The following is a 12,181-nucleotide window of genomic DNA, read 5'->3' on the forward strand; positions in this document are numbered from 1 at the left end:
GGTGGGATCGGCCGGCCGGCGGTTCGGGCCGGCAGGCGGTTCGGGCGGGCGGGCGGCTCAGCGGGCGGCGGCCTCGCGCTCGCGCAGCTCGCGCCGCAGGATCTTGCCGGCCGGGGACTTCGGGACGGCGTCCAGGAACTCCACCGCGCGCACCTTCTTGTACGGCGCGACCTGGCCGGCCACGAAGGCGGCGACCTCCTGCTCGGTGAGCGCGCTGCCGGGGGCGCGGACCACGAAGGCCTTGGGGCTCTCGGTGCCCTCGGCGTCGCGCACGCCGATCACGGCGGCGTCGGCGATCTGCGGGTGGCTGAGCAGCAGGGCCTCCAGTTCGGCGGGGGCGACCTGGTAGCCCTTGTACTTGATCAGCTCCTTGACCCGGTCGACGATGTGCAGGTAGCCGCGGTCGTCGACGAAGCCGATGTCGCCGGTGTGCAGCCAGCCCTCGGCGTCGACGGTGGCGGCGGTGTCGGAGGGGCGGCCGAAGTAGCCCTTCATCACCTGGGGGCCGCGGATCAGCAGTTCGCCGCTCTCGCCCGGGCCGAGGTCGGCGCCGGTGCCGTCCAGGGCGGTGACCCGCAGCTCGGTGGAGGGCACCATCCGGCCGACCGAGCCCGGGGAGGGGTCCGGGTCCGTCGGGTCCATCACGTGGCTGACCGGGGAGAGCTCGGTCATGCCGTAGCCCTGGAGGATGTGCGTCAGGCCGAGGCGGCGGGCGCAGGCCTCGGCGAGCTCGCCGTCCAGCGGGGCGGCGGCGCACAGCAGGTACTCCACCGAGGAGAGGTCGTACTGCTCGACGACGGGGTGCTTGGCGAGCGCGAGGACGATCGGCGGCGCCGCGAGCACGGACTGCACCCGCTGGTCCTGGACGGTGCGGCAGAACTGCTCCAGGTCGAAGCGGGGCAGCACGACGACGGTGGCGCCGCAGCGCAGCGGCTGGTGGAGCAGGGCGGCGAGACCGTAGATGTGGAAGAAGGGGAGGACGGCGAGGACGCGCTCGCCGGGCTTGGGGCGGAACAGGGCGTCGGTCTGGGCGAGGTTGGTGGCGATCGAGCGGTGGGTGAGCATCACGCCCTTGGGCAGGCCGGTGGTGCCGCTGGAGTAGGGCAGCACGGCGATGGACTCGGCCGGGTCGAGCGCGATCTCGGGCTCGGGGCCGGTGGCGGCGAGCAGGTCGGCGAGCGAGAGGTGGCCCTCGGCGCCGTCCAGCACGACGATCCCGGCGAGCGGCCGCCCGTCGGCGGCGAGCTTCCCGGCGGCGGCGCGCGCGGTGGGCAGGAACGGCGAGACGGTGATCAGCCAGCGGGCCCCGGCGTCGGCGAGCTGGCCGGCGAGTTCGGTGTGGGTGGTGAGGGAGGAGACCGGGGTGACGGTCGCACCGGCCCGGGTGGCGCCGAAGAAGGCCATCGGGTAGCGGATGCTGTTGGGGCTGTACAGGGCCACCACGTCGCCCTGGCGGACCCCCGCCTCGGCGAGGCCGGCGGCCACCCGCCGTACGGCGTGGGCGAGTTGCGCGTAGCTGACGGTCTCGCCGGTGATCCCGTCGATGAGGGCGGGCCGGTCGCCGTGGCGCTCGGCCTCGCCGAGAACGGCGTCGTGCAGGGCGAGGTCGACGATGCCGACGTCCGGGAACTCACTGTGGAACACCAAGGCGTGCCTCCTGTGCGGTAGTTGGCGCGGGGCGGGACGGCCGGCTGGAGGTCGTGGCGACCGGCCGTGCGTCGTGCGGGACAGGAGCATACGGACAGTGGGCGCCCGGTGCGCCCCAGTGACGGACGTTTGGCGGAGCGCGCGGGGCGCAGGGGTGGCGCAGTACGGCGAATGTCGAGGTGGGGACGGGTCGGCGGGGTGCCCGGCCGGGGGCTCCGGTCAGATGTCAGAACGATGGTGCGACGATCCGTTCGAGAGCCGGCCGCGGGCCCGCCGACCCGGTGGCCCGGCCGCCCCGCCGGCCGGTTCGGGCCCGGCGGCTCAGTAGGACTTCGGCAGGCCGAGGGTGTGCTGGGCCACGTAGTTGAGGACCATCTCGCGGCTGACCGGGGCGACCCGGCCGACCCGGGTGGCGGCGAGCAGCGCGGCGAGCCCGTACTCCTGGGTGAGGCCGTTGCCGCCCAGGGTCTGCACGGCCTGGTCGACGGTGCGGGCGGCGGCCTCCCCCGCCGCGTACTTGGCCATGTTGGCCGCCTCCCCCGCCGCGGCGTCCTCGCCCGCGTCGTACAGCAGGGCGGCCTTCTGGGTCATCAGCCGGGCGAGTTCGACCTCCACCGCGCACCGGGCGAGCGGGTGCGCGAGGCCCTGGTGGGCGCCGATCGGGGTGGACCAGACGGTGCGGGTGCGCGCGTACTCCACCGCCTTGCCGAGCGCCTGGCGGGCCAGGCCCAGGGAGAACGCGGCGGTCATGATCCGCTCGGGGTTGAGGCCGGCGAACAGCTGGAGCAGTCCGGCGTTCTCGTCGCCGACCAGCGCGTCGGCGGGCAGCCGGACGTCGTCCAGGAAGACCTGGAACTGCTTCTCGGGGGCGACGAGTTCCATCGGGATCGGGCGGAACTCGAAGCCGGGCGTGTCGCGCGGGACGACGAACAGCGCGGGCTTCAGCTTCCCGGTGCGGGCGTCCTCGGTGCGGGCGACGAACAGCACGGCGTCGCAGTGGTCGATGCCGGAGACGAACACCTTGCGGCCGGTCAGCAGCCAGTCCGCGCCGTCGCGGCGGGCGACGGTGGAGATGCGGTGGGAGTTGGAGCCGGCGTCCGGTTCGGTGATGCCGAAGGCCATCCGGCGGCTGCCGTCGGCGAGGCCGGGCAGCCAGTGGCGCTTCTGCTCCTCGGTGCCGTAGCGGGCGATGACGGTGCCGCAGATCGCCGGGGAGACGATCAGCAGGAGCAGCGGGCAGCCGGCGGTGCCGAGTTCCTCCAGCACGATCGCGAGGTCGGCGATCCCGCCGCCGCCCCCGCCGTACTCGGCGGGGAGGTTGACGCCGAGGTAGCCGGCCTTGCCGGCCTCGGCCCAGAGCTCGTCGGCGGGCTCGCCGGCCCGGGCCCTGGCGAGGTAGTAGGCGGAGCCGTAGCGGGCGCCGAGGGCGGCGACGGCGTCGCGCAGGGCGCGGCGTTCGGGGGTTTCGAGGAGCTGGCTGCCGATGGCGGACATGCGCGGTCCTTCCTCAGACCTCTTCGGGGGTGTTGGGACCTTTCGGGGGACGTCGGGCCTCGTCGGGCGGCGTCGGGTTTCTTCGCGGGACGGCGGGCCTCGTCGGGCGGCGTCAGGCGTCCTCGGGGGACTTCACGACGGCGAGCAGGGCGCCCGTCTCGACCTGCTGGCCCGGGGTGGCGCGGAGTTCGACGAGGACGCCGTCGGCGGGGGCGGTGATGCGGTGCTCCATCTTCATCGCCTCCAGCACCAGCAGCGGTCGGCCGGCGGTGACGGTGTCGCCGACGGCGGCGGTGGTCCGTACGACGGTGCCGGGCATGGGGGCGAGCAGCGCGCCGGGGTCGGCGCTCACCCGGGCCTCCGGGAAGCGCGGCAGGGCGGTGAGCGCGGTGGCGCCGGCCGGGGTGTCGACGTGCACCCGGTTCCCGTAGCGGGCGACGCGGTAGGCGCGCCGCAGTCCGCCCTCGCGCAGCACCACCAGCCCGGGCGCGGCCTCGACCAGTTCGGTGTCCGGGTGGCCCTCGGCCCGCAGGCCGGTGCGGGTGAGCCGGTAGCGGACCTCGTGCTCGGTCCCGTCGTCCGACCGGAAGCGCTTGAGCTGCGGCTGGGAGGGCAGGTTGCGCCAGCCGGAGGGCAGCGCGCCGCGGCGGGCGGCGGCGTCGGCGAGGGCGGCCGCCAGGGCGGCGCGCCCGGCACCGTCCCGGTCCGGGGCGGTGAGGGCGTCGGCGTGCTCGGCCAGGAAGCCGGTGTGCAGCCGGCCGGCGAGGAACGCCGGGTGGCGCAGGGCACGGACCAGCAGCTCCCGGTCGGTGGCGGGCCCGTGGATCCGGGCGCGGGCGAGCGCGTCGGCCAGCCGCCGGGCGGCGGCGGCCCGGGTCGGTGCCCAGGCGATCACCTTGGCGAGCATCGCGTCGTAGTGCGGGGTGATCGCGCAGCCGTCCGCGACGCCGGAGTCCAGGCGCACCCCCCGGCCGGTGAACTCCTCGTGCGGGACGGTGAGTTCGAGCCGGTGCAGGGTGCCGGTGGCGGGCCGCCAGTCGTGCGCCGGGTCCTCGGCGTAGAGCCGGGCCTCGATCGCGTGGCCGGTGACCGGCGGGGCGGCGGGGCCGGGCAGGGCCTGCCCCTCGGCGACGGCGAGCTGCAGGGCGACCAGGTCCAGGCCGGTGACCGCCTCGGTGACGGGGTGCTCGACCTGCAGCCGGGTGTTCATCTCCAGGAACCAGCAGCGGCCGTCCGGTCCGAGCAGGAACTCGGCCGTGCCGGCGCCGGTGTAGCCGATCGCCTTGGCGGCGGTCACCGCGGCCTCGTGCAGGGCGGCGCGCACCGCCGGGTCGAGTCCGGGCGCGGGCGCCTCCTCGACGACCTTCTGGTGGCGCCGCTGGAGCGAGCAGTCCCGGTCGCCGACCGCCCAGACCGTGCCGTGCGCGTCCGCGAGCAGCTGCACCTCGACGTGCCGGCCGGTGGGCAGGTAGCGCTCGCAGAACACCTCGCCGGAGCCGAAGGCCTTCGCCGCCTCGGCGCGGGCGGCGGCGAGTGCGGCCGGCAGGTCGGCGAGGTCGCGCACCACGCGCATGCCGCGCCCTCCCCCGCCGGCCGCCGCCTTGACCAGCAGCGGCAGGTCGGCCGCGGTGGGCGCGTCCAGCGCGTCCAGGACGGGCACCCCGGCCGCGGCCATCAGGCGTTTGGCGGCGGTCTTGGAGCCCATCGCCTCGATCGCCTCCGGCTCCGGGCCGACCCACCGCAGCCCGGCCGCCCGCACGGCGCGGGCGAAGGCGGCGTCCTCGGCGAGGAAGCCGTAGCCCGGGTGGACGGCGTCGGCACCGGCGGCCAGCGCGGCCTCGACGATCAGCGCGCCGCGCAGGTAGGTGTCGGCGGGCGCGGCGCCGGGCAGCCGCACGGCGGTGTCCGCCTCGCGCACGTGCGGCGCGTCGGCGTCCGGGTCCGCGTACACGGCGGTGGTGGCGATGCCGAGGCCGCGGCAGGTGCGGAAGATCCGGCGGGCGATCTCGCCCCGGTTGGCGACCAGCAGGTTGGTGATCACGTGGTTCCCCCTACATCCGGAAGACGCCGTAGCCGGTGGCGCCCGCGACCGGCGCGTTGTGGATCGCGGACAGGCAGAGCCCGAGCACGGTGCGGGTGTCGCGCGGGTCGATCACCCCGTCGTCGTAGAGCCGCCCGGAGAGGAAGGCCGGCAGCGACTCCGCCTCGATCTGCTGCTCCACCATGGCCCGCACCGCCGCGTTCGCCTCCTCGTCGTACGGCCGTCCCTTGGCGGCCGCGGACTGCCGGGCGACGATGGACAGCACCCCGGCGAGCTGCTGCGGGCCCATGACGGCCGACTTGGCGCTCGGCCAGGCGAACAGGAAGCGCGGCTCGTAGGCGCGCCCGCACATGCCGTAGTGGCCGGCGCCGTAGGAGGCGCCCATCAGCACCGACAGGTGCGGGACGGTGGAGTTGGCGACGGCGTTGATCATCATCGCGCCGTGCTTGACGATGCCGCCCTGCTCGTAGTCCCGGCCGACCATGTAGCCGGTGGTGTTGTGCAGGAACAGCAGCGGGACCGACCGCTGGTTGGCGAGCTGGATGAACTGGGCGGCCTTCTGGGACTCCTGGCTGAACAGCACGCCCTGCGCGTTGGCCAGGATGCCGACCGGGTAGCCGTGCAGCCGGGCCCAGCCGGTGGCGAGGCTGGCGCCGTAGCGGGGTTTGAACTCGTCGAAGTCGGAGGCGTCGACGATCCGGGCGATCACCTCGCGCGGGTCGAAGGGCACCTTGAGGTCGCCGGGGACGATGCCGAGCAGTTCCTCCTCGTCGTACTCCGGCGGCTCGGCGCCGAGGTCCGGGCCCGGCCCCGGCTTGCGGTGGTCCAGGCGGGCGACGATCCGGCGGGCCAGGCGCAGCGCGTCCGGCTCGTCCAGCGCGAAGTGGTCGGCCAGGCCGGAGACCCGGGCGTGCATCTCGGCGCCGCCGAGCGACTCGTCGTCGGACTCCTCGCCGGTGGCCATCCGCACCAGCGGCGGGCCGCCCAGGAACACCTTGGCCCGTCCGGCGACCATCACGGTGTGGTCGGACATGCCGGGCACGTAGGCGCCGCCGGCCGTGGAGTTGCCGAACACCACGGCGACGGTGGGGATCCCGGCGGCGGACAGCCGGGTGAGGTCGCGGAACAGCGCGCCGCCGGGGATGAAGATCTCCTTCTGGCTGGGCAGGTCGGCGCCGCCGGACTCGACCAGGTTGACCAGCGGGAGGCGGTTGGCCAGGGCGATCTCGTGGGCGCGCAGGGCCTTGCGCAGGGTCCACGGGTTGGACGCGCCGCCGCGCACGGTCGGGTCGTTGGCGGTGATCACGCACTCGACGCCCTCGACCGTGCCGATGCCGGTGACCAGCGCGGCGCCGACCGGGTACTCGCTGCCCCAGGCGGCGAGCGGGGAGAGCTCCAGGAACGGCGAGTCCTCGTCGACCAGCAGCTCGATCCGTTCCCGGGCGAGCAGCTTGCCGCGGCCGCGGTGGCGCTCGACGTAGGCGGGGCCGCCGCCGGCCAGCGCCTTGGCGTGCTCGGCGTCCAGGTCGGCGAGCTTGGCGAGCATCGCCTCCCGGTGGGCGGTGTACTCGGCGCCGCCGGGGTCGAGGCGGGTGGGCAGGACGGTCACAGCAGGGCCTCCGGGATGTCGAGGTGGCGCGAGCGCAGCCACTCCCCCAGCGCCTTGGCCTGCGGGTCGAAGCGGTGCTGGGCGGCGACGCCCTCGCCGAGCAGGCCGGTGATGGTGAAGTTGACCGCGCGGAGGTTCGGCAGGACGTGCCGGGTGATCGGCAGCTCCGCCACCTCCGGGAGGAGTTCGCGCAGCAGGTCGGTGGTGAGGGTGTGGGTGAGCCAGCGCCGGGCGGGCTCGTCGCGGGCCCAGACGCCGAGGTTGGCGTCGCCGCCCTTGTCGCCGCTGCGGGCGCCGGCCACCAGGCCGAGCGGGGCGCGGCGGGTGGGGCCGCCGGGGACGGGGGCCTCGTCGACGGGCTCCGGTTGCGGTGCGGTGGCAGGGGCGGGCGCGGTGGCAGGGGCGGGCGGGACGGTCACCCGGCGGCCGTCGGGCAGCACGGCGGTGTGCTCGACGGCCGCCGCGTCCACGGAAACGGCCTCGAACACCCCGTACGGCGTGCCCGGCCCCGGCGGCGCGGTGAGGTGGAAGCCCGGGTACCCGGCCAGGCCCAGCTCCACGGCGACCCGGCCGAGTTCACGGCCGACCCGGTCGGGGTCGCGGTCCCGCGCGGTGAGCCGCAGCAGCGCGGAGGCGGCCTCCTCGGTGGCGGCGTCGGCGTGGTCGGTGCGGGCGAGGGTCCAGCGCAGTTCGGCGGGCCCGCGGTGCGCGGGCAGGGCGTCCTCGAACTGCCGCCGCACCAGGGCGGCCTTCGCCTCGATGTCGAGGCCGGTGAGCACGAACACCACCTCGTTGCGGTGGCCGCCGAGCCGGTTCAGCCCGGCCTTGAGGGTGGCCGGCGGCGCCTCGCCGCGCACCCCGTCGATCCGCACCCGGTCCGGCCCCTCCTCCGTGAGCCGGACGGTGTCCAGGCGGGCCGTCACGTCCGGCCCCGGGTAGCGCGGTCCGCCGGTCTCGTAGAGGAGTTGGGCGGTGACGGTGCCGACGGTGACGGCGCCGCCGGTCCCCGGGTGCTTGGTGATCACGCTGGAGCCGTCCGCGCGCAGTTCGGCCAGCGGGAAGCCCGGCCGGGTGACGTCGTGCTCGCGGAAGAAGGCGTAGTTGCCGCCGGTGGCCTGCGCCCCGCACTCCAGGACGTGCCCCGCCACCACGGCGCCCGCGAGCGCGTCCAGATCCCCCGGGCCCCAGCCGAAGCGGGCGATCGCCGGCCCCGCCACCAGCGCCGCGTCGGTGATCCGCCCGGTGACCACCACGTCCGCGCCGGCCCGCAGGCACTCCGCGACGCCGAACGCCCCCAGGTAGGCGTTGGCGGCCAACAGCCCCCCTGGCAGGCCGAGTTCCTCCCGGCGCGGCAGCAGGTCGTCGCCCTCGACGTGCCCGACCGCCGCGTCCAGCCCCTGGCTCTTCGCCAACTCCCGCACCGCGTCGGCGAGTCGGGCCGGGTTGAGGCCGCCGGCGTTGACCACGATCCGCACCCCGCGCTCCAGCGCCAGGCCGAGGCACTCCTCCGCCTGGCGCAGGAACGTCCTGGCGTACCCGAGCGAGGGGTCCCTCAGCCGGTCCCGCGCCAGGATGAGCATGGTCAGCTCGGCCAGGTAGTCCCCGGTGAGCACGTCCAGCGGCCCGCCGGTGAGCATCTCCCGCATCGCCGAGAAGCGGTCCCCGTAGAACCCCGACGCGTTCCCGACCCGCAGCACCGGCCCACCGCCCGCCGTCCGCGCCTGAGACTCCCCGTACACGCCCACCCCCGGAGGCTGGCCCAACGTTCGCCGACGGTGAGCAGACTGACACCCTGTGAGAGAAAAAGCAATCACGCGTGCTTGTTTCTCGGGCGGGGCGATCGACCGAAGATCGTCGAGCGGTAAGATCGTTTCGCAACACGACGCGAAGGAGAGCTTGTGGCGCGGGTTGCGGTGATAGGCGGGGGCATCAGCGGGCTGGGGGCGGCGCTCATGCTCGGGCGGCGGGGCCACGCGGTCACGGTGTTCGAGCAGGAGGTGCGGGAGGCCGGGGCCGACCTGCACCGGGACTTCTTCGACTGGGACCGGCCCCGCGTGCCGCAGGCCGTCCAGCCGCACTCCTTCCTCGCGCTCGCGCGCAGCGTCCTGCGGGCCGAACTCCCCGACGTCCACGCGGATCTGCTGGCCCGCGGGGCCCGGGAGCACCACGACTTCGACTGGTTCGGCGAGCATCCGCCGCGCCGGGCCGGCGACGAGGACCTGGTGACGCTGCGCACCCGCCGCATCGTGCTGGAGGCCGCCCTGGCCGCGGCGGTCCGGCGGGAGCCCGGCGTCGAGGTGCGGCGCGGCCGGCGGGTGCACGCCCTCACCTTCGAGGAGGGCCGCCCGCCCCGGGTCACCGGCCTGCGGGCGGACGGGCGCACGCACCGGGCGGACCTCGTCGTCGACGCCTCCGGCCGCCGCTCGCCGGTGCCCGGCTGGCTGGTCGCGGCCGGCTGCCGCCCGCCCGTCGCCGAGAGCCACCGCACCGGGCTCGCCTACCTGTGCCGCTGGTACCGCCTGCGGCCCGACGGCCCGCGCGACCCCGGGCGGGTGAAGCCCGGCTCCTCCTCGCCGTTCGCGCTCGCCGGCGTCTTCCCGTCCGACAACGACACCGTCGCGGTGAACCTGATGCTCTCCACCGGCGACCCGAGCCGGGGCGCGCTCGCCGACCCCACCGTGTTCGAGGCCGTCGCCCGCAGCTTCCCCGCCACCGCCGCCTGGCTCGCCCTGGACCCCGAACCGCAGTCGGCCGTCCTGGCGATGGCGGGTCTGGACAACCGCTGGACCGCCCTCGCGGACGCGGACGGACCGGTCGTCACCGGCCTGGTCAACACCGGCGACAGCCTCGTCCACACCAACCCCACCTCGGGCCACGGCGTTTCGTTCGGCCTGTGCGCCGCCCGGTACCTCGCCACCCGGGCCGACCGGATCGTCGCGGACCCCACCCGGTACCACGTCTGGGCGGCCGGGACCCTCCGCCCGTGGTTCGACGCCCAGGTGGCCGCCGACCGCGCCAACGAGCAGCGCCTCACCGAGAACCCGCCGCCCCCGGACCGCCGCGCCGCCGCCCTCGCCGCCTGCGCCTTCGACGACCCCGTCGTCATGCGCGCCCGCGCCCAGGTCCGCCACCTCCTGCGCGCCCCCGGCGAGGCCTTCGGCACCGAGGAGGTCGACCGCCGCCTCACCGCCTGGCTCGCCGCCCGCCCGGACTTCGCCCCGGCCCACGACGGCCCGACCCGGGCCCGGTGGGAGGCCCTCGTCGCGGACCCGAGCGACCGCCCCGCCGCCCTGGCCCGCGGCTGAGGGTCGGCGGGCGCGGGCCGCCGGATCCGGCGGTGCGCGTGACGGGCGGTGGGGTGCGGGGGCAGGATGGGGCGCATGTGCGGTCGCTTCGTCTCCACCACCACGCCGTCCGATCTGGCGGACCTGCTGCGCGCCTCCGTGTGGCCCGCGACGGAGGCGCTGGCGCCGTCCTGGAACGTGGCGCCGACGGACCGGGTGGCGAGCGTGCTGGAGCGGGTCGACCGGGAGACCGGGGAGCTCACCCGGCAGGTGCGGTCGCTGCGGTGGGGACTGGTGCCGTCCTGGTCCAAGGACCCGGGCTCCGGGGCGCGGATGATCAACGCGCGGGTGGAGACGGCGCACGAGAAGCCCGCGTTCCGCAAGGCGTTCAAGGAGCGGCGCTGCGTGGTGCCCGCGGACGGGTACTTCGAGTGGCGGCCGGTCCCGGCGGCCGAGGGGCGCAAGGCCTACAAGCAGCCGTACTACCTGCACCGGCCCGACGGCGGCCTGCTGCTGATGGCGGGGCTGTACGAGTTCTGGCGCGACCGCGCGGTGGAGCACGACGACGACCCGGCCGCCTGGCTGGTCACCTGCACCGTGCTGACCACCGAGGCGACCGACGCGGCGGGCCGGATCCACGACCGGATGCCGGTCACCCTCGCCGCCGACGCCGTGGACGCCTGGCTGGACCCCACCGCGAGCGACCCCGGCGAGGTGCGCGACCTGCTGCACGCCCCGGCCGGCGAGCTGACGGTGCGGCCGGTGGCCACGACGGTCAACAGCGTCCGCAACGACGGCCCGCGGCTGCTGGACCCGGTCGAGGACCCGCTGCCGGAGGTCACCGGGGGCCACTACACCTGAGCCGCCGCCCGCCACCGACCCTCTATGGCGCATCCGCGTTGTTCTTAGACTGGCCGGATGGAGGACATCGACGCGATCGCGGCGCTGCAGGATCCGGTGCGCCGCCGCCTGTACGAGTACGTGGCGGCCCAGGGCCGCGAGGTCGGCCGCAACGAGGCCGCCGAGGCGACCGGGGTGGCGCGCACGCTCGCCGCGCACCACCTGGACCGACTGGCCGAGGCCGGGCTGCTGGAGACCGGCAGCCGGCGGCTGACGGGCCGTTCGGGGCCGGGGGCGGGCCGCCCGGCCAAGGTGTACACCCGGGCGCGGGCGGAGCGGTCGGTGTCGCTGCCCGCCCGCGACTACCGCACCGCCGCCGAACTGCTCGCCGAGGCCGCCGAGGAGGCCGGGCTGGACGCCGGGCTGTGCGCGGCCGCGCGCCGCCGGGGCGAGGCCCTGCGCCAAGCGGCGGCGCCCTGCGGCGGCCTGGGCGAGGCGGTGGAACTGCTGGCCGCCCGGGGGTACGAGCCGTACCCGGCGCAGGACGCCGCGGGGCCGGTCGTCCGGATGCGCAACTGCCCGTTCCACGCCGTCGCCGAACACTTCCCGCCGCTGGTCTGCGGCATGAACCTCGCCCTGCTGGAGGGCCTGCTCGGCGCCGGCGGCCCGCTGCGCGCCCGGATGGACCCCCGGCCCGGGGAGTGCTGCGTGGTGGTCGAGGCTTCTAAAAACAATGGAGATTGACATAGAAAACGGGGCCGTGCTGGGATGGGGCATGACCTCACCCGCGCCCGCCGCCCACCTGGCCCAGCTCAACGTCGCCACGCTCAGCCACCCGATCGACGACCCGCGGATCGCCCCCTTCGTCGAACAGCTGGACCCGGTCAACGCCGCCGCCGAGGCCGCCCCCGGCTTCGTCTGGCGGCTCGTCGAGGACGGCGCCGCCGACGCCACCGGGCTGCGCCCGGCCGGCGAGAACGTCATCGTCAACCTGTCGGTGTGGCAGAGCCCGGAAGCCCTGTGGGACTTCACCTACCGCAGCGGCCACCTGGACGTGGTGCGCCGGCGCCGCGAGTGGTTCGAACGGCACGTCCAGGCGCACCTGGTGCTCTGGTGGGTGCCCGCCGGGCACCGGCCGGGCGTGGAGGAGGCGCTGGAGCGGCTGGCGGACCTGCGGGCGAACGGGCCCTCCCCGCGCGCGTTCACCTTCGCCTCGGCGTACCCGGCGGACGGGGCCGTTGTCGGTGCCGCCCGCTAGGGTCGGCG

General features: G+C 75.9%; 9 protein-coding genes. 4 read left to right on the forward strand and 5 right to left on the reverse strand.

What is annotated here, in order from left to right:
• Positions 1-57: 57 nt before the first annotated feature.
• The 5 genes from ABT238_RS15890 to ABT238_RS15910 form a co-directional block, all read right to left on the reverse strand.
• Positions 58-1,644, reverse strand: a complete 1,587-nt coding sequence (locus ABT238_RS15890) for a 4-coumarate--CoA ligase family protein (protein WP_350566290.1) — start codon at positions 1,642-1,644, stop codon at positions 58-60.
• Positions 1,645-1,968: 324 nt separating this feature from the next.
• A complete protein-coding gene (locus tag ABT238_RS15895; RefSeq protein WP_350566232.1) occupies positions 1,969-3,141 on the reverse strand; it encodes an acyl-CoA dehydrogenase family protein in 1,173 nt (390 codons plus the stop codon).
• 112 nt (positions 3,142-3,253) lie between these two features.
• Positions 3,254-5,182: an ATP-binding protein gene (locus ABT238_RS15900; protein WP_350758768.1), complete on the reverse strand. Its 1,929-nt coding sequence runs from the start codon at positions 5,180-5,182 to the stop codon at positions 3,254-3,256.
• 10 nt (positions 5,183-5,192) lie between these two features.
• Entirely contained in the window at positions 5,193-6,791 is a 1,599-nt protein-coding gene (locus ABT238_RS15905; protein WP_350758781.1) for an acyl-CoA carboxylase subunit beta, read from the reverse strand.
• Positions 6,788-8,437, reverse strand: a complete 1,650-nt coding sequence (locus tag ABT238_RS15910) for an acyclic terpene utilization AtuA family protein (RefSeq protein WP_502891435.1) — start codon at positions 8,435-8,437, stop codon at positions 6,788-6,790. Before ABT238_RS15910 ends, ABT238_RS15905 begins: the two co-directional genes overlap by 4 nt.
• A gap of 252 nt (positions 8,438-8,689) precedes the next feature.
• Between ABT238_RS15910 and ABT238_RS15915 the strand changes: the two genes are divergently transcribed.
• The 4 genes from ABT238_RS15915 to ABT238_RS15930 all read left to right on the forward strand — a co-directional run bounded on the left by ABT238_RS15915 (position 8,690) and on the right by ABT238_RS15930 (position 12,173).
• A complete protein-coding gene (locus ABT238_RS15915; protein WP_350758801.1) occupies positions 8,690-10,096 on the forward strand; it encodes an FAD-dependent oxidoreductase in 1,407 nt (468 codons plus the stop codon).
• Positions 10,097-10,171: 75 nt separating this feature from the next.
• Positions 10,172-10,936, forward strand: coding sequence for an SOS response-associated peptidase (locus tag ABT238_RS15920; protein ID WP_350566223.1), 765 nt, complete (start codon positions 10,172-10,174; stop codon positions 10,934-10,936).
• Between the two features lie 57 nt (positions 10,937-10,993).
• Positions 10,994-11,659 (forward strand): helix-turn-helix transcriptional regulator, encoded by a 666-nt coding sequence (locus tag ABT238_RS15925; RefSeq protein WP_350566221.1) that lies wholly within the window; start codon positions 10,994-10,996, stop codon positions 11,657-11,659.
• A gap of 31 nt (positions 11,660-11,690) precedes the next feature.
• Entirely contained in the window at positions 11,691-12,173 is a 483-nt protein-coding gene (locus ABT238_RS15930) for a DUF3291 domain-containing protein (protein ID WP_350758815.1), read from the forward strand.
• Positions 12,174-12,181: the final 8 nt, after the last annotated feature.

The sequence above is a fragment of the Kitasatospora sp. NPDC001527 genome, from assembly GCF_040298605.1.
Taxonomy (GTDB): Bacteria; Actinomycetota; Actinomycetes; order Streptomycetales; family Streptomycetaceae; genus Kitasatospora.

Coding starts and splice junctions, on each gene's coding strand:
- ABT238_RS15920 (WP_350566223.1), top strand. CDS start 10,172: ATGTGCGGTCGCTTCGTCTCCACCACCACGCCGTCCGATCTGGCGGAC.
- ABT238_RS15925 (WP_350566221.1), top strand. CDS start 10,994: ATGGAGGACATCGACGCGATCGCGGCGCTGCAGGATCCGGTGCGCCGC.
- ABT238_RS15910 (WP_502891435.1), bottom strand. CDS start 8,437: ATGCGGGAGATGCTCACCGGCGGGCCGCTGGACGTGCTCACCGGGGAC.
- ABT238_RS15930 (WP_350758815.1), top strand. CDS start 11,691: ATGACCTCACCCGCGCCCGCCGCCCACCTGGCCCAGCTCAACGTCGCC.
- ABT238_RS15895 (WP_350566232.1), bottom strand. CDS start 3,141: ATGTCCGCCATCGGCAGCCAGCTCCTCGAAACCCCCGAACGCCGCGCC.